General features: G+C 40.0%; 21 protein-coding genes. 16 read left to right on the top strand and 5 right to left on the bottom strand.

Annotated features, from left to right (window positions below; all coding sequences use genetic code 11):
* Window positions 1-73 precede the first annotated feature (73 nt).
* The 8 genes from COE25_RS02990 (at window position 74) to sufB (ending at window position 8276) form a co-directional block, all read left to right on the top strand.
* A complete protein-coding gene (locus COE25_RS02990; protein ID WP_098930854.1) occupies window positions 74-1099 on the top strand; it encodes a methionine ABC transporter ATP-binding protein in 1026 nt (341 codons plus the stop codon).
* Window positions 1092-1757: a methionine ABC transporter permease gene (locus tag COE25_RS02985; protein WP_098930851.1), complete on the top strand. Its 666-nt coding sequence runs from the start codon at window positions 1092-1094 to the stop codon at window positions 1755-1757. The genes COE25_RS02990 and COE25_RS02985 overlap by 8 nt, the downstream gene beginning before the upstream one ends.
* A gap of 16 nt (window positions 1758-1773) precedes the next feature.
* Entirely contained in the window at window positions 1774-2613 is an 840-nt protein-coding gene (locus tag COE25_RS02980; RefSeq protein ID WP_098930849.1) for a MetQ/NlpA family ABC transporter substrate-binding protein, read from the top strand.
* 395 nt (window positions 2614-3008) lie between these two features.
* Window positions 3009-3794, top strand: a complete 786-nt coding sequence (sufC, locus tag COE25_RS02975) for a Fe-S cluster assembly ATPase SufC (RefSeq protein ID WP_088089497.1) — start codon at window positions 3009-3011, stop codon at window positions 3792-3794.
* Window positions 3795-3815: 21 nt separating this feature from the next.
* Window positions 3816-5126, top strand: coding sequence for a Fe-S cluster assembly protein SufD (sufD, locus tag COE25_RS02970; RefSeq protein WP_088089496.1), 1311 nt, complete (start codon window positions 3816-3818; stop codon window positions 5124-5126).
* Window positions 5126-6355: a cysteine desulfurase gene (locus COE25_RS02965; protein WP_098930847.1), complete on the top strand. Its 1230-nt coding sequence runs from the start codon at window positions 5126-5128 to the stop codon at window positions 6353-6355. Before sufD ends, COE25_RS02965 begins: the two co-directional genes overlap by 1 nt.
* A complete protein-coding gene (gene sufU, locus COE25_RS02960) occupies window positions 6345-6788 on the top strand; it encodes a Fe-S cluster assembly sulfur transfer protein SufU (RefSeq protein ID WP_088089494.1) in 444 nt (147 codons plus the stop codon). The genes COE25_RS02965 and sufU overlap by 11 nt, the downstream gene beginning before the upstream one ends.
* Window positions 6789-6878: 90 nt before the next feature.
* Entirely contained in the window at window positions 6879-8276 is a 1398-nt protein-coding gene (gene sufB / locus COE25_RS02955) for a Fe-S cluster assembly protein SufB (RefSeq protein ID WP_088089493.1), read from the top strand.
* Here the strand turns inward: sufB and COE25_RS02950 are convergent.
* Window positions 8245-8499, bottom strand: a complete 255-nt coding sequence (locus COE25_RS02950; RefSeq protein ID WP_098930845.1) for a hypothetical protein — start codon at window positions 8497-8499, stop codon at window positions 8245-8247. The two genes, sufB and COE25_RS02950, sit on opposite strands and share 32 nt — an antisense overlap.
* A 72-nt stretch (window positions 8500-8571) precedes the next feature.
* Here COE25_RS02950 and COE25_RS02945 point away from each other — a divergent pair, with 72 nt between their 5' ends.
* The 5 genes from COE25_RS02945 to yunB all read left to right on the top strand — a co-directional run bounded on the left by COE25_RS02945 (window position 8572) and on the right by yunB (window position 13045).
* Complete coding sequence (locus tag COE25_RS02945; protein ID WP_098930843.1) at window positions 8572-9417, top strand: DUF72 domain-containing protein; 846 nt, start codon at window positions 8572-8574, stop codon at window positions 9415-9417.
* 39 nt (window positions 9418-9456) lie between these two features.
* The gene (locus COE25_RS02940) at window positions 9457-10284 is read left to right on the top strand and encodes a sulfite exporter TauE/SafE family protein (protein ID WP_098930841.1); all 828 of its coding nucleotides are present in this window, start codon (window positions 9457-9459) and stop codon (window positions 10282-10284) included.
* 1 nt (window position 10285) lies between these two features.
* Complete coding sequence (locus tag COE25_RS02935) at window positions 10286-11638, top strand: bifunctional metallophosphatase/5'-nucleotidase (RefSeq protein ID WP_098930839.1); 1353 nt, start codon at window positions 10286-10288, stop codon at window positions 11636-11638.
* A 63-nt stretch (window positions 11639-11701) separates the two neighbouring features.
* Entirely contained in the window at window positions 11702-12004 is a 303-nt protein-coding gene (locus COE25_RS02930; RefSeq protein WP_088089488.1) for a YunC family protein, read from the top strand.
* Window positions 12005-12259: 255 nt separating this feature from the next.
* Complete coding sequence (yunB, locus tag COE25_RS02925; RefSeq protein ID WP_098930837.1) at window positions 12260-13045, top strand: sporulation protein YunB; 786 nt, start codon at window positions 12260-12262, stop codon at window positions 13043-13045.
* A 27-nt stretch (window positions 13046-13072) separates the two neighbouring features.
* On the opposite strand, the gene COE25_RS02920 is transcribed toward yunB, so the two are convergent.
* Window positions 13073-14071, bottom strand: coding sequence for a M23 family metallopeptidase (locus tag COE25_RS02920; RefSeq protein ID WP_373605335.1), 999 nt, complete (start codon window positions 14069-14071; stop codon window positions 13073-13075).
* A 207-nt stretch (window positions 14072-14278) separates the two neighbouring features.
* On the opposite strand from COE25_RS02920, the gene lipA reads away from it, so the two are divergent.
* Window positions 14279-15196 (top strand): lipoyl synthase, encoded by a 918-nt coding sequence (gene lipA / locus COE25_RS02915; protein WP_088089486.1) that lies wholly within the window; start codon window positions 14279-14281, stop codon window positions 15194-15196.
* A gap of 155 nt (window positions 15197-15351) precedes the next feature.
* On the opposite strand, the gene COE25_RS02910 is transcribed toward lipA, so the two are convergent.
* Window positions 15352-15972 (bottom strand): YhcN/YlaJ family sporulation lipoprotein, encoded by a 621-nt coding sequence (locus tag COE25_RS02910; protein WP_098930835.1) that lies wholly within the window; start codon window positions 15970-15972, stop codon window positions 15352-15354.
* Window positions 15973-16087: 115 nt separating this feature from the next.
* On the opposite strand from COE25_RS02910, the gene COE25_RS02905 reads away from it, so the two are divergent.
* Complete coding sequence (locus COE25_RS02905) at window positions 16088-16363, top strand: YutD family protein (RefSeq protein WP_066258581.1); 276 nt, start codon at window positions 16088-16090, stop codon at window positions 16361-16363.
* A gap of 29 nt (window positions 16364-16392) precedes the next feature.
* Here the strand turns inward: COE25_RS02905 and COE25_RS02900 are convergent, their stop codons facing one another.
* Entirely contained in the window at window positions 16393-16683 is a 291-nt protein-coding gene (locus COE25_RS02900) for a cytosolic protein (protein ID WP_088089484.1), read from the bottom strand.
* Between the two features lie 58 nt (window positions 16684-16741).
* Complete coding sequence (locus tag COE25_RS02895; RefSeq protein ID WP_088089483.1) at window positions 16742-17008, bottom strand: DUF3055 domain-containing protein; 267 nt, start codon at window positions 17006-17008, stop codon at window positions 16742-16744.
* A gap of 188 nt (window positions 17009-17196) precedes the next feature.
* On the opposite strand from COE25_RS02895, the gene COE25_RS02890 reads away from it, so the two are divergent.
* A complete protein-coding gene (locus COE25_RS02890; RefSeq protein ID WP_257208688.1) occupies window positions 17197-17616 on the top strand; it encodes an EAL domain-containing protein in 420 nt (139 codons plus the stop codon).
* The last annotated feature ends 15 nt before the right edge of the window (window positions 17617-17631 follow it).

Below are 17631 nucleotides of genomic sequence, written 5' to 3'. Positions count from 1 at the left end.
TATTATTAAGCGGTATATTACAATACAAATCTTTCAGAATGTTAAGTAAATTGGATAAGAAGCAGGTGATTCAATGATATCAATTAAAAATGTCCAGAAGATATTCCCTTCTAAACAAGGTCAGCTAAGAGCCGTCGATGATGTCAACCTGGAAATACAAGAGGGAGAAATATTCGGAGTGATTGGATACAGTGGTGCTGGTAAAAGTACCTTAATCCGAATGTTAAATGGATTAGAGCTGCCATCAGACGGAACTGTAACGGTAGCTGGTCGCGTTATTTCGAAAATCAAAGGCAGTGAGCTTCGAAAAGCACGCCAGGAAATCAGCATGATCTTCCAGCATTTTAACTTGCTATGGTCTAGGACGGTAAGTGAAAATATTGCGTTTCCACTTGAAATTGCAGGTGTAAATGGTTCACAAAGGAAAAAAAGAGTGGACGAACTAATTAAACTAGTAGGCCTTGAAGGAAGAGAAAATGCCTACCCATCCCAATTAAGCGGTGGGCAAAAGCAACGGGTAGGGATTGCCAGGGCACTCGCTAACAATCCAAAAGTGCTGCTTTGTGATGAAGCAACCTCGGCCCTTGACCCACAAACCACAGATTCCATTTTGGATTTGTTAGTCGATATTAATAAACGACTAGGGTTAACCATTGTCCTCATTACACATGAAATGCATGTCATTCGTAAAATTTGTCACCGGGTTGCCGTCATGGAAAACGGTAGGGTTGTAGAGATTGGTCCGGTTTTAGATGTATTTAAAAATCCAGAACAGCCAATTACAAAGCGTTTTGTGCAGCAGGTGACGGAACCGGAAGAAACGAAGGAAACGATTGAACATTTACTTGAACGCTATCCGCATGGAAAAGTGGTTCAACTTTCATTTGTAGGGGAAACAACAGAACAACCATTAATCACAAACATCCTCCGAGACTTTGATGTTATCGTAAATATTCTACAGGGGAAAATTTCCCACACGCAAACTGGATCATACGGAACATTATTTATCCACTTGGATGGGCAATCTAGTGAAATACAGAAAGCCATCGATTATATTCACTCACAGCAAGTAGGCGTGGAGGTGATCAGTAATGGCTAACCTTATGGAAATGGTAAATTGGGAACAATTATTAGAAGCAACACGTGAAACGATTTATATGACTTCCATTTCAGTGTTTGCAACCTTTATTTTAGGATTATTCCTAGGTCTGTTGTTGTATTTAACAGATAAAGGTAATATCTGGGCTAATCGAGCTGTTAATGTTATTATTGCTGGATTTGTTAATATTTTCAGATCAATCCCCTTTATTATCTTAATTGTTTTATTAATTCCTTTTACAAAATTATTGCTTGGGACTATGCTCGGTGCGAATGCGGCACTACCAGCCCTAATTATTGGAGCAGCTCCTTTTTATGCACGAATGGTAGAAATAGCCCTTAGGGAAATCGATAAAGGTGTTATTGAGGCATCGCAATCGATGGGAGCAACACATGTTCATATCATTTTTAAAGTATTAATACCGGAATCTTTGCCGGCATTAATTTCAGGGATTACAGTCACAGCCATTTCTCTAGTCAGCTTTACAGCAATGGCCGGAGTCATTGGGGCTGGCGGACTTGGACATTTTGCTTACCTTGAAGGTTTTCAGCGTAATCGACCGATTGTCACCTTAGTTGCAACGATTGCGATATTAATTTTAGTTTTTATTATCCAATTTATTGGAGATTATTTTACAAAGAAAACAGATAAACGATAACAGGAGGGGTTAATTAATGAAAAAGGTATTTAGTTTGATTGTAATTTCGCTATTAGCATTTGCCCTAACAGCGTGCACTGGTGCTAAAAACGATACAGGGGAAAAAGAAGGAAATGATGGTAACAAGAAATTAGTCGTTGGTGCATCTGCTGTACCGCATGCAGAAGTGCTAGAAGCGGCAAAACCTTTATTAAAGAAAAAAGGCATTGATCTAGAAGTAAAAGTTTTTCAAGATTATATCCTACCAAACGTAGCGTTAAGGGATAAAGAACTCGACGCTAATTATTTTCAAACACCAGGGTATTTAGACCTACAAATGAAAGAAAATAAGGATTTTGATTTTGTGAGTGTTGGGGAAATTCATAAGGAACCAATCGGAATTTATTCTAAAAAATATAAAAGTTTAAAAGACCTTCCAAAAGGTGCAAAAATTATTATGAGTGATTCACTAAGTGACCATGGACGTATTTTACCTATTTTTGAAAAAGAAGGTTTAATTAAGCTTAAAAAAGGCGTTGGCGCGAATGCGAGAGTAGAGGATATTGTCGAAAATCCAAAGAATCTTGATTTCTCAACTTTAATTGAAGCAAAATTATTAGCATCTTCTTTCGAAAGCGGTGAAGGTGATGCGGTTGTCATTAATACGAACTACGCATTAGAAGGCGGTATTGACATCGGAAAATATGGAATTGCATTTGAAGGCAGTGACGTTGTTCCGGCAAACCTTGTTGTCGTTCGTTCTGAGGACAAAGACAAAGAAACTATCAAAACACTTGTCGAAGTCCTTCATTCTAAAGAAATCCAAGACTTCATTCTTGAAAAATACAAAGGTGCCGTTGTACCAGTTTCTGAATAAGGTTATAAATTAGGAAGAAAGTCAGTGTAGAAACACTGGCTTTTTCTCTGTAGTTGTGTCTAAAGATGGCATACATTTAAACAATGACGATGGGTAAAAATAGAGAGAACATTAGACCTGAATTCGCTTGGAAATGCTAAAAAAATGAGGTATGATTTTAATCGAGTGTCATTTCCATTAATAATAATATACTGAATTATCATTCAAAACACTCTAAATCCTCTTTTCATTCTCATTTGGTACAAGCTTAATGAAAATTGATGGACTGTTTTTACTGTTTAAGAGTTGCTAATACATTTCATTTGTTATAAGATTGGAATGAGAATAAAATGAGAATAGAGTTATAGAATAACTCAATCTACAAGAAACAACACTTTCTTTTCGGAGGTATAGATATGGCTGGATCAACTTTAACGATCAAAGATTTACATGTAGCAATTGATGGGAAAGAAATTTTAAAAGGTGTGAACCTTGAAATAAAGGGTGGAGAAATCCACGCAATTATGGGTCCAAACGGTACGGGTAAATCTACTTTATCTTCTGCAATTATGGGTCATCCAAAATATGAAGTGACAAGCGGAACAATCACTTTAGATGGACAAAATGTCCTGGATATGGAAGTAGATGAGCGTGCACGAGCTGGTCTATTCCTGGCAATGCAATACCCTAGTGAAATTAACGGCGTTACCAATGCTGATTTTTTACGTTCAGCACTTAATAGCCGTCTTGGTGAAGGAAATGAAATTTCATTAATGAAATTCATCCGTAAAATGGATAAGCAAATGGAATACCTTGAAATGGACCTTGATATGGCACAACGCTATTTAAACGAAGGCTTCTCCGGCGGTGAGAAAAAACGTAACGAAATCCTGCAATTAATGATGTTAGAACCGAAAATTGCAATCTTAGATGAAATTGACTCCGGACTAGATATCGATGCCTTGAAGGTAGTATCAAAGGGAATCAATCAAATGCGCGGCGAAGATTTTGGCTGCTTAGTTATTACACATTATCAACGACTTTTAAACTATATCACTCCAGACCATGTGCATGTGATGATGCAAGGCCGTGTTGTAAAATCCGGTGGAGCAGAATTGGCACAACGCTTAGAAGCTGAAGGATATGACTGGATCAAACAAGAGCTAGGAATTGAAGATGAAACAGTTGGGCAAGAAGCGTAAGAGAGGGTTAGGAGGATTACAATGACAACTGAAACCAAATTACCATTTGACAAGGACAATGTTCGCTCCTTTTCAAAAGAAACGAGCGAGCCTGCTTGGTTTGAAGAACTACGTCTAAAAGCATTAGCTGAGTTCGAACAACTGCCAATGCCAAGACCAGACAAAACAAAGATTGATAAGTGGAACTTCACCCAATTCTCACAACATACTGTAAAAAGTGCTCCCTATACTTCACTTGCTGAATTGCCAGAAGAAGTAAAAGCACTGATTGATGTGGATGCAGAGAATAATAATTTATATATTCAACGAAATCAAACTCCAGCCTTTTTATCTTTATCTGAAGAGCTAAAGAGTCAAGGCGTTATTTTTACAGATATTTTTACAGCTGCTAAAGAACATGGTGACTTATTGAAAAAGTATTATATGACACAAGCCATCAATGCCGATGAACATCGCTTAACCGCTCTAAATGCTGCACTAGTTAATGGCGGAGTTTTCTTATATATTCCAAAAAATGTAGAAGTCTCTGAACCAATCCATGCCATTTATGTGCATGATAATGATCAGGCGAACTTGTTTAATCATGTCATTGTCGTCGCTGAGGACAATAGCAAAGTAACCTATGTTGAAAACTACATTTCGACGATGGAAGTATCAACTACTGTTGCAAATATCCTGACGGAAGTCATTGTAAATACAAACGCGAAAGTTCAGTTTGGCGCAGTTGATACGCTTGCAAAAGGAATCACAACCTATGTAAATCGTCGTGGTGTTGTCGGAAGAGATGCACGAATTGAATGGGCATTAGGTTTAATGAATGAAGGAAATACAATTTCAGATAACACAACTAATTTGATCGGTGATGGCTCCTACGGTGATACAAAAACAGTCGTTGTTGGGCGTGGCGAGCAAACGCAAAACTTTACCACAAAGGTTGTACACTTTGGAAGAAATAGTGAAGGTTATATCCTAAAGCATGGTGTCATGAAGGACAGTGCTACCTCCATTTTTAATGGTATCGGAAAAATAGAACATGGTGCTTCTAAATCAAATGCGGAACAAGAATCACGCGTACTTATGCTAAGTGAAAAAGCACGCGGTGATGCTAACCCAATTCTTCTGATTGATGAAGATGATGTCACGGCAGGCCACGCTGCTTCTGTCGGACGTGTTGACCCTGTTCAGCTTTACTACTTGATGAGCCGAGGAATTCGTAAAGAAGAAGCAGAGCGCTTAGTTATTCATGGTTTCCTTGCACCGGTTGTGAATCAACTTCCAATTGAAGGAGTAAAGAAACAGTTAACTGAGGTAATTGAAAGGAAAGTACGCTAATGAATATCCAGGATATTCGTGCACAATTTCCAATCTTAGATCAAGAGGTCAATGGGAAGCCATTGGTATACTTGGATAGTTCTGCAACATCTCAAAAGCCGCTCCAAGTAATCGAGGCTATTGAAAAGTATTATCGTGAAATCAATTCCAATGTCCATCGTGGTGTGCATACACTAGGAACAAGAGCAACAGATGCTTACGAAGGTGCAAGGGAAAAGGTTCGTAAGTTCATCAATGCCAAGTCCATTCAAGAAGTAATTTTTACCCGTGGAACGACAACGTCTTTGAATATTGTGGCTGCAAGCTATGCGGCAGCGAATTTAAAAGCAGGCGATGAAATCGTTATAACATATATGGAGCACCATAGTAATATCATTCCGTGGCAGCAAGTGGCCAGACGGACTGGAGCACAGTTGAAATACATTCCACTTCAAGAAGATGGAACGATTTTACTCGATGATGCACGTGCGACGATTACAGCAAATACCAAGGTTGTATCTGTCATGCAAGTATCAAACGTACTTGGCGTCATCAATCCGGTCAAAGAAATTGCTCAAATTGCACACGAGAATGGGGCCATCATGGTTGTAGACGGAGCGCAAAGTGCTCCGCATATGAAAATTGATGTTCAAGATTTAGATTGTGATTTTCTAGCTTTTTCAGGACATAAAATGTGCGGTCCGACCGGTATTGGTGTTCTTTATGGAAAAAAACATCTACTCGAAAACATGGAGCCAATCGAATTCGGCGGCGAAATGATTGATTTCGTGCAATTGTACGAATCAACTTGGAAAGAGCTGCCTTGGAAGTTTGAAGGCGGTACTCCAATCATTGCAGGCGCCATTGGTCTTGGGGCTGCTATCGACTTTTTAAATGAAGTAGGCTTAGACCAAATTGCCGAACATGAACATAAACTTGCAGCATATGCTTTGGAAAAAATGTCTGCTGTAGACGGAATGAATATTTACGGTCCGCTTGATGCAGCGAAGCGGGCAGGGCTAATCACTTTTAATTTAAGTGATGTTCATCCCCATGATGTAGCAACGGTACTTGATGCAGAAGGTATTGCTGTTCGTGCCGGACATCATTGCGCTCAGCCGCTAATGAGATGGCTTAAAGCCTCCGCGACTGCACGTGCAAGTTTCTACTTGTATAATACGGAAGATGATATAGATAAACTTGTTGAAGGACTTGTTAAAACAAAGGAGTATTTCAGCGATGTCTTCTAATAATTTAGATACACTTTACCGTCAGGTGATTATGGATCATTATAAAAATCCCCGTAATCGCGGTGTTTTAGAGGATGGCAGCCATACTATTAATATGAATAACCCTACCTGTGGTGACCGTATTCAATTAACACTAAAAGTGGAGAATGGAATTGTGGTCGACGCAAAGCAAGAAGGGGAAGGCTGTTCGATTTCAATGTCATCTGCTTCGATGATGACGCAAGCGATTAAGGGGAAAAAAATCGAAGAAGCTTTAAAATTAGCAAAGATCTTTTCTGATATGATGCAGGGGATCGAATACGACGATGACGATCTTGATTTAGGTGATATTGAAGCACTTCAGGGTGTTTGTAAGTTTCCAGCCCGCATCAAATGTGCCACATTAGCGTGGAAGGCCATGGAAAAAGGTTTGAAAGAAGAGGAACAAGCATAAAATTAAGAAAACGCGGGTGGAGAGGGCAATGTCCAGCTCCAGCGCCTAACTAAGGCGCTTCCGCTTTTCTAAGAATGGAGGAACACGACGATGGCGAAAAAAATGCCGGAAATCGGTGATTATAAATATGGATTTGCCGATAAAGACGTTTCCATATTCCGATCAAAACGTGGTTTAACATCTGATATAGTAAAAGAAATATCTAAATTGAAGAATGAGCCACAATGGATGTTAGACTTCCGTTTGAAGTCGCTTGAGCATTTTTACAAAATGCCTATGCCACAATGGGGCGGGGATATGGCTTCTTTAAATTTCGATGAAATTACTTATTATGTAAAACCATCCGAAAAATCAGAGAAGTCATGGGATGAAGTGCCAGAAGAAATCAAGGCAACTTTTGATAAGCTCGGAATTCCAGAAGCTGAACAAAAGTACCTTGCTGGGGTATCCGCTCAGTACGAATCTGAAGTCGTTTACCACAACATGAAGGTAGAACTAGAAGACTTAGGGATCGTCTTTAAGGATACAGATTCTGCTTTAAGGGAAAATGAAGATATTTTCCGCGAACACTTTGGAAAAACAATTCCGCCAACCGATAACAAGTTTTCTGCACTTAATTCTGCTGTATGGTCAGGCGGCTCGTTTATCTATGTGCCACCTGGTGTGAAAGTAGATACGCCATTACAGGCTTACTTCCGTATTAACTCTGAAAACATGGGTCAATTTGAACGGACATTAATCGTTGTTGATGAAGGCGCACACGTGCATTACGTTGAGGGTTGTACAGCACCAGTCTATACAACAAACTCCCTGCACAGTGCCGTTGTTGAGATTGTTATTAAAAAAGATGCTTACTGCCGTTATACAACCATCCAAAACTGGGCTAATAACGTATTTAACCTTGTAACAAAGCGTGCGGTTTGTGATGCCAATGCGACAATGGAATGGATTGATGGTAACATCGGTTCAAAATTAACGATGAAGTATCCTGCCGTTATTTTAAAAGGCGAAGGCGCTCGTGGTATGACGCTTTCGATTGCAATTGCCGGTAAAGGTCAGCACCAGGATGCAGGGGCGAAAATGATTCATTTAGCTCCAAATACATCGTCCACCATCGTTTCTAAATCAATTTCTAAGCATGGCGGTAAAGTAACCTACCGCGGCCAAGTTCACTTTGGTCGTAAGGCAGATGGGGCACGTTCTAATATCGAATGTGATACATTAATAATGGATAACAAGTCGACATCAGATACAATCCCATACAATGAAATCTTAAACGATAACATCTCGCTCGAGCATGAAGCAAAGGTTTCTAAAGTTTCTGAAGAGCAGCTCTTCTACTTGATGAGCCGTGGTATTTCTCAACAGGAAGCTACAGAAATGATCGTTATGGGCTTTATCGAGCCATTTACAAAAGAATTACCAATGGAATACGCCGTTGAAATGAACCGTCTCATTAAGTTTGAAATGGAAGGATCCATCGGTTAATATTTTTTATAAAATTTACCCGCTTTGCCGCAATGGCAGGCGGGTTTTTGCGTATGGATTTGCTGAAGTCGCCATTAACTTGCGGATAAGATGCGCCAACTTGTGGATAAGCGTGTCCAACTTGCGGATAAGATGCGCCAACTTGCGGATAAGCGTGTCCAACTGGCGAATAGCTCCACTTTACAGGCGACTGCCCCATTTGCCATGAAATTGTTGTTTGCACCTAAATATCTTCCACCCTTTTTCTCATATCGAAAAATGGTTATGCTATTATTAATAGTTGGAGGTGAGTTTTTTGATCTACATCGGTGTAACCGGCTGGGGCGACCATGATAGCTTATATCCAGGCCAAATTTCGTCAAGGGACAAGCTAAAGGCATATGCAGGCCACTTTCCAATCGTAGAAGTAGATTCAGCCTTTTATGCGATTCAGCCTAAAAGGAATGCGGAGAAGTGGGTCAATGAAACACCGGCTGGCTTCCAATTTATTGTGAAAACCTACCAGGGAATGACCGGACATATGCGAGGGAAAATTCCGTTTGAAAATAAACAGGCGATGTTCAGAGCTTTCAAAGAGTCGCTTGAACCATACATAGAAACAAATAAACTAGCGATGGTCCTCTTTCAATTTCCACCATGGTTTACATGTACTCGCGAAAATGTCGAATACTTAAGATGGTGCAAGCATGAGATGGGTGACCACCCTTGCGCGTTAGAATTTAGACATCAGTCGTGGTTCGCTCCCCAGTATCGTCAAAAAACACTTGATTTTATGATAAAAGAAAAATGGATCCATAGCATTTGTGATGAACCACAATCTGGAGTTGGTTCCATCCCAACTGTATTAGAGACGACAACCCCCGATAAGGTTCTTGTAAGGTTTCACGGTCGTAATGTCCATGGCTGGCAAAAACGAATCGGAGAGGATTGGCGTGAGGTCCGTTATCTTTACCGCTATAACCAAAAGGAGCTAGAAGTTTGGGCAGATTCCATTCAAAAATTAGTCCAGGAATCAAGAGATGTTTATCTCCTTTTTAACAACAACTCTGGCGGAGATGCGGCAGACAATGCCAAGGAAATGGTCAACCTTTTACAAATTGAATATCAGGGACTTGCTCCACGCCAGCTAGATTTATTATAAAAGGGATACAAAACAGCGAGAGGTTAGGAGAAAGAAAACATGGAATGGATTATACTAGTAGTGATTGGACTTATTGCGAGTTCGTTAGGCTCGCTAATAGGATTAGGCGGCGGAATTATTATTGTTCCCTCGTTGCTTTATTTATCAACCCTATCAGCCTTTGGACATATAACACCTCAGGTTGCGGTAGGGACATCACTGTTTACGATGATTTTTACAGGTCTATCATCTACATTAGCTTATATGAAACACAAAACAGTTGATTATAAAAGCGGCCTGATTTTTCTAATCGGAAGTGGTCCAGGGAGTATTCTGGGCGCATGGGTAACTGAAGGCTTACATATGAAGACGTTCAATATCTTTTTCGGACTATTTATTATTTTTATTTCGATTATTTTATTACTGAAGGACAGATTAAAGCCCATTCCTTATCGGAAAGATCGGGGAATTATCCGCACTTTTATTGATAATGCAGGTAAAACCTTTGAATACGGATATAACCCAATAATAGGAGTCCTGATTGCTTTTGTAGTTGGCTTTTTATCGGGAGTTTTTGGTGTTGGCGGCGGATCCTTAATGGTTCCGACCATGATTTTGGTGTTTTTCTTTCCACCACATGTGGCAACGGCCACGTCGATGTTTATGATTTTACCAACATCCTTGCTGAGCTCGATTACACATATTACTTTAGGAAATGTGGACTGGCTTTATGCTTTAGCATTGGTTCCTGGGGCTTGGATTGGAGCTATGGTGGGTGTCTTTTTAAACACAAAGCTTAAGAGTAAAACAATTGTATTAATGTTACGAACCATTCTTGTCATTGTTGGAATTAGGTTAATTTATCAAGGGATTTTTGGGCAGGTCTAGGATGGAAACCATACATATTTATCATACAAACGATGTCCACAGTCACTTAGAAAATTGGCCCCGAATTAAGCAGTTCCTAGCAATAAAACATGATAGGCATCACCAAAAAGATGAGGATGTACTTCTATTTGATATCGGTGATTTTATAGATCGCTGGCACCCTTTCACAGAAGCGACAAGAGGGAAAGGGAATATTGATCTGTTAAATGAGAGTCACTATACCGCGGTAACGATCGGAAACAATGAAGGGGTTAACCTCCCATATGACAACTTAAATGAGCTCTATGAAAACGCTCAGTTTGATGTTCTGTTAGCGAACCTTTATCAACAAGATGGAAGCTTTCCTAGCTGGGTAAAGCCATATAAGATTTATCATTCGAAAAAGGGCACAAGGGTGGGTGTCATCGGTTTAACGGCACCGTTTGCCCATCTATATGGTTTACTGGGCTGGACGGTGACAGAGCCGATTGAAGAGCTGAAAATATGGATTGGAAAAGTAAAAGCAGAATCAGACGTAATCATTTTACTTTCCCATCTCGGTCTTAATGTGGACGAATCCATAGCAGCTGAATTTCCTGATATTGATGTCATATTAGGTTCACATACCCATCACTTTCTGGAAAAAGGAAAGCTAGTGGAGGAGACTCTCCTTGGGGCGGCAGGTAAGTATGGATATTTTGTTGGCCACGTTACTCTCAAAGTGGATGAACAAAAAGAGATTACCGCTAAGAAGGCCATTTTATATGACAGTAAAGATCTGCCGAAAGCTAAAAATGAGCAGGAGCAAATCGATGCATATTTTACAAGAGGAAAAGCCGATTTAAATCAAAAAGTAACCACCTTAGCTAAGCCTCTAATTAATGATCTTTTTCATGAAACGGAGTTTTCATTTATGCTTTGCAGGGCTTTAAGAGAATGGTGTAACACTGATTGTGCCATGATTAACGCAGGGCTATTGTTAGGGCCTTTATCGGGTGATGTTACGGTTTACGATTTGCTGAAGATTTGTCCACATCCAATAAATCCGTGTGTGGTTGAACTAACTGGAAAAGAATTAGAAGAGGTTTATTGGCAGACAAAAGATGAAGGCTTAATCCATAAGCATATCAAAGGACTTGGATTCAGAGGAACTCTTTTAGGGATATTTGTCTTTGACCGAATTAGTTTTCATGGAGACGTCATGTTTATTAATGGGACGGAAGTCGATTATGAAAGAAATTATTCGTTAGCCCTGCCTGATATGTTTACGTTTGGCCACTTTTTCAAAGACATTCTTTCGCAAAAAGAAAAGAAGTATTTCTTGCCAGAATTCCTAAGGGATTTATTAAAAAGGAAGTTACAAATACAGTCATAGAATGGCTACACGCTTTTTCATAACCTGTCATAAAGTGATAGAGAGGAAAGGAGTGTGGACCAGTTGATTGATCTTTCACCAATTGAAATAAACGGCCATACCTTTTTGGCAGTTTCGGTTTTACTTCCAAAAACAACCTTGCTTGCTGTATCAAGCGATAAGGGATATATCATGTGCGGTGCCTTGGATGTGGGTTTATTAAATGATAAATTAAAGGACCGCAAGATTATTGCCGGCCGTGCTGTGGGAGTAAGAACCATTGAACAGCTCCTAAATGCACCGTTAGAGTCGGTAACATGGGAGGCAGAGGCGTTAGGTATTCACCAAGGAATGATTGGGAAGGAAGCCTTGTTAAAAATGATTTAAAAAGCTTGCTCCATGCGGGCTTTTTTTTATATTTGGCACTATTAAACTTGGCTGTTGGTTTCTGCTCCAGGCGCGTGCGGTCCAGGGAGCCTCCTCGGCGCTAAGCGCCTCTGGGGTCTCCCCTGCCCCGTCCTCCCGCAGGAGTCTTCGCGCCTTCCGCTCCAATCAACATGGTGTAAAAATGGCTACTTCTGCTTTTTTGTAGGGCTAGTTCCCCCTTTCAAAGCATACATATAGCTTGAAGGGGTGATTTTTTTGGCGAAGTTTCGCAGACGGCTTCCGAGGAAGGGACCGTTGCCTTTCCGTTATGTCATGCTATTGACGTTTGTCTTTTTTCTATTTTCAACTGCCACCGGCTTATGGCTCGTGAATAAGGGGATTGAGCCGACATTAATGAGAATTGCTACTTCCGAAACCCGAAATATTGCTTCCCTTGTTATTAATAAGGCGATTACAAAACGGACAACAGACACAGGTGAAGACAATGAAGTAATTGTGATCTTACCAAGTGAAAATGGCAAGGCCTCCAACGTTAAACTCAATACAGTTTATATAAACCGGGTCTTAGCGGAAACAACCGCTCAAATTCAAAAAAACCTGAAGGCAGCTAAAAAAGGTGATCTTGCCTCGTTAGAGCAGTTAACTGATGTTGAAATTGAAACGCATAATTCGGAAAAGGATGACGGAATTATTTGGTATGTCCCTCTAGGGCAAGCAACAAATATCTCCTTATTAGGAAATTTTGGTCCGAAGATCCCCGTAAAGTTTCATGCCATTGGCGAAGTGGAACCAGATGTTAAAATTGAGACAAAAGATATGGGAATCAATAATACTTGGGTCGATGTTTCTATTCATATCGAAGTGTCTGTCCAGATTATTACCCCGTTTGCTACTAAAATAACAAAGCTTACCCAAAGTATTCCGGTTGACGGATCACTCATACAAGGAGATGTCCCGCAATTCTACAATAGTGGCGGCGGAGTAACTCCATCAATACAGCTTCCAGATAAACAGTCGGACTCCAAAAAATCAGGGAACTAAAAATAGGACTATCCACCATGGACAGTCCTATTTTTTTCGAGCATTCATCCGCTCTATCCGCTTCCACTTAGCTAAATGAGGATAGGGATCAAAAGACCATTCAGTTACACCATTGTCTTTGTACATCCCGTAATGTAAATGTGGAGGGAATTTTCCTGAGGTTCCTGGAGGGCCGTACCCAGAGCTCCCTACACCGCCAATAATCATTCCTGGCTCAACAATTTGGCCGACCTTTAAATCCTTAGCAAAACCGCTGAGATGGGCAAAATAATGATAGGTATTATTAATATCACGAATGCCGATTCTCCATCCTCCAAACTTATTCCAGCCCTTCATTTCAATAATGCCATAGTTTGTCGCACGAACCGGAACACCGTAGCCAGCAAAAATATCTGTACCTTCATGACTCCTTCGTCCACCCCACCCGCGGGCAGATCCCCAGGTGCTCCGGTAGCTGTGATTGCTGCGGATCGGTACTGGGAATACTTGTGCATCTAGATCAATCCGACCAAAATGTCGATATATTTTTGCTTTTCCAGCAATGATACTAACGGTTTTATCACGATGATAGTAATTCCATAAGCCGATTTTTATATTATCATGATCAATTCCGTATGAAAGTAGATAATTTGCAAAGGTATAAAGGACGTCCTCATCATTTTTAAGACTCGCTTTTCCATCCCCATCCCCATCCACACCTTTTCCATCAAAAAACTGGATGATTGCGGGGTTTTTTTCCAAAGGATTTGGATTGGTTAATCCAGCCCATTCTTCTGGACGAAAATAGATGCCGATTACGCTATCTGGTTTAGGTAAGTCTCTGCGGACCTGGCGGATGCTTCTTTCATATTGATCAATAGCCGCTAAGTAATACCAAGGAATTTGGGTAACCGTTTCAACCTTCTTATAAAGCTTCATTCTTTCTTGATATGGATCAGTTTCGTTTGTTTTTGCTTGAGCCTCCCTGACCGTGAATGAAGTGGTAAAGAATAAAAGAAAGGTTCCGATGATTAGAACAGCCCGCACAAGAATCCTCCTTCCGAGTAATGTACAAGGTTAGTTTATGTTTTCTAAACCATTTCATTATGGTTAATAAATGGTAAACGAGATTTTAGCTGAATCAAGATGGTTTGCACTAGATAATTTAAACCGATTTGCTTGTCGATATTATTTCAGTATGTTAAAGTGACAACATATAGAAACATATATATCGTTTCAAGGGGTGTGCTGAACGTGAGTAAGAAAGAAGAAATTCTAAGAAAACCGGAATGGTTAAAAATAAAATTAAATACAAACGAGTCCTATACGGGCTTGAAAAAAATGATGCGTGAAAAGAATCTGCACACAGTTTGTGAAGAAGCACGCTGTCCTAACATTCATGAATGCTGGGCAGAAAGACGTACGGCTACCTTCATGATTCTTGGGGATACTTGTACTCGTGCCTGCCGCTTTTGTGCTGTTAAAACGGGTTTACCTACAGAGCTTGATTGGCAAGAACCAGAAAGAGTGGCAGACTCTGTTCAATTGATGAACTTAAAACATGTGGTTGTAACAGCGGTAGCCCGTGATGATCTCAGGGATGGCGGGGCAGCCATTTTTGCGGAAACGGTTCGTGCGATTCGCCGGAAAAATCCATTTACAAGTATTGAAGTTCTGCCTTCCGATATGGGCGGAAAAGAAGAAAATTTACGTGTATTAATGGATGCTAAACCTGATATCTTAAACCATAACATTGAGACGGTTAGACGGATGACACCTAGAGTTAGAGCCCGGGCTAAATATGACCGTTCCCTTGAGTTTCTTCGTCGGGCAAAAGAAATGCAGCCTAATATTCCAACAAAATCCAGCTTAATGGTTGGCTTAGGGGAAACGAAGGAAGAAATAATCGAAGTTATGGATGATTTAAGAGCAAATCAAATCGATATTATGACGATTGGCCAATATTTACAGCCGACAAAAGGTCATTTGAAGGTTGAGAAATATTATAGCCCTGATGAATTTAAAGAATTACAACAAATTGCAATTAGTAAAGGCTTTAGCCATTGTGAAGCAGGCCCGCTTGTCCGCTCATCCTATCATGCAGATGAGCAAGTTAATGCTGCAGCAAAACACAAGCAAATCCTTGGTGAACAAGAAGCACAACAAGCTTAAAACCAAAGAGTTCAGTCAAAGTGACTGAACTCTTTAATTTATTTGGGAATATGACTGTCTATCTCCAGCAGCCAATTCGTCCTGAAAGTTAAAAAGCAACCTTCATGCCAGCTCGTCTTATGCCTGTCGCCCCTGTGCAAGGCGCCTCCGCTTTTCTATTTGTCGTCAGGAGTTAGTCCATTCTCGTCCTCACTTGCGTTCATTCGCTGCCCTTGTGGGGATTTTTTCATTTGCTTAATTAGCCCATTAACCAAATTCCGGGCGTTCCGGCTTGTGGAGTCAAGGTTTGCGAGATTTTCTACATCCCTCATTAGTACTTTATTGTCTGTAACAAAGACATGGTAATATCTTGGAACGACAGACATCGCCGTTTTCTTGACTTGGTCTGCCGTCAAATTGCGATCTTTTGAATCTGTATCATATGCAATTAATACTTCTTGGTCTGTGACAAGTGTAGCGACATCATTTACATTGGGGATTTCAGTACTGTATTTACTGATGATGTTTGCCACCTGTTCACGGTCTAAGGCTGTATAGTGGTCATTAGCCGTATTATCATTCATCAGCGGACTCTTTTGGTGACGGACAAAGCCATAATTGTTACTAACGTTACGGACACCGCGGCTAGCCCCTTCATTGTATAGCTCATGTCTTTTATTGTTAACATTAATGGTATTGCCGCTTTCCTCATACACATCACGGTTGGCCATATCCTTAGAGCATCCTGTAACAGCTGTCATTGTACATAATCCCAAGATTATGACTAATTTTTTCAATTTCAACACCTCCTTTTATTAGAATAGCCATTTAGAGGATTTTTTTTCTTAGTAATTGATGGGGAATCGGTTATAATGGTTATTAGGAATTAGCTGGCAAAAGAGGTGAAATAACATGATTATAATGAACAACACTGTTTATGAAATGGTCCAAGAACATAGAAACGGCTTTAATGAGGAAGCCCTTAAAGCAAGGTTTAGTGATATTTTAACAAGGTATGATTATGTTGTTGGCGATTGGGGTTATGGTCAACTTCGGTTAAAGGGCTTTTTCGACGACCAAAACCAAAAAGCCACCTTTGATACAAAAATTAGTACACTAAGTGAATACCTGTATGAATACTGCAATTTTGGCTGTGCATATTTTGTCTTGAAAAAAGTAAAGAAATAAAAGAAGGGTCAGCTAAACTGGCCCTTCTTTTACGTTGTCTCCATATAGGGTGGCTGTTCATCTTTCTCAGGGTCATCATGTGTTGGATGTGCTCCGTCCATCTGCCGTGGAAGATCTTGATGCAGTGTTTTATTTTCGTAATTAAAGGCGCTGTATGGCCGTTGTCCATCTGTCCAAGGTGTGCTTTTGTTTTGAACCGGTTCGTTTTCACGGATTGGAGAACCATAAGGACCTTCCGGATATTCTTCTGCGGTAAGAAAGTTTCTTCGTGCTTCAACATTAGATAGTTCCGTATATTTTTCATCATCGTTCTTTGTCATGTTTGCGCCCCCTTTTACTACTATTATTTTCAAAGGGAGTGTAATTCATGACTACACATTAAATTAATTCCATTAAAAAGGACCTTAATTCCTCTGCATCTTCATCATTTAACTGAAAAGCGTACTCTAGATAGCCTTCTTCTTGCAAATCGTCTAAGCCAATGATAGCAAAACGGCTCCCTTGCATATCCAGAACCAGATGTTTCCCGAAATGGCGGTCACTTTGAACAATCGCTAAATCAAAGCGTTGATTTTCACCAACAAAGCTGACAAATCTTGTTTTTGTATCTTCTGTATCATCGTATAAGAAAAAGCGTTCTTTCATCTAACCGTCTCCTTAATAAAAAATACGTATTTTCGACATCTTCTATATAGTAACAAATAAAGTGAATGTAGGGGAGTAAAGAATTTTCCTAAATTTTCACAAGTTTTTAGGAATCGAAAAACACGAACGATGTCAAATTATGTTACAATTAATCTGAATTCTCAAAAGTTGACACCTGAGAGGAATGATTGAATGTTCCGTCGTTATATGAAAAAGGTCAAAAATGTAATGCAATGGGAAAAGATTTTATTACCTCTTTCGTCCATACGTTTTTATCCTCTCTCAATTTATTCTACGAAGCCCTGCGTTTAATGGGGTTTAGTATTACCATGGAAGATACTGGTGCTGGGTATTCTAGTTTGAGTATTATTAGTGAAATCATGCCGGATATAACTAAAATAGATCGTTCCGTTATTCAAAATATTGATAAAAATTCGCTGAAAGAATCGATGTTGCAGGGCTTAATGCTAATCGCACGAGAAGCGGGATCCCTAGTGGTCGCAGAAGGCATCGAAAACGAAGAGGAAGCATCCGTGCTGAAGAGAAATAATGCTGAGTTAGCGCAAGGATTCTTTTATGCACGTACAGCAGCGCTTGTAAAAATGTAGCATATAGAAAAATGG

Origin of the sequence: Bacillus sp. AFS031507 (assembly GCF_002584635.1) — a bacterium.
Lineage (GTDB): Bacteria > Bacillota > Bacilli > Bacillales > Cytobacillaceae > Neobacillus.
Note: the sequence above shows the minus strand (reverse complement) of the source record. Positions and strands in the feature narration are given on the sequence as shown.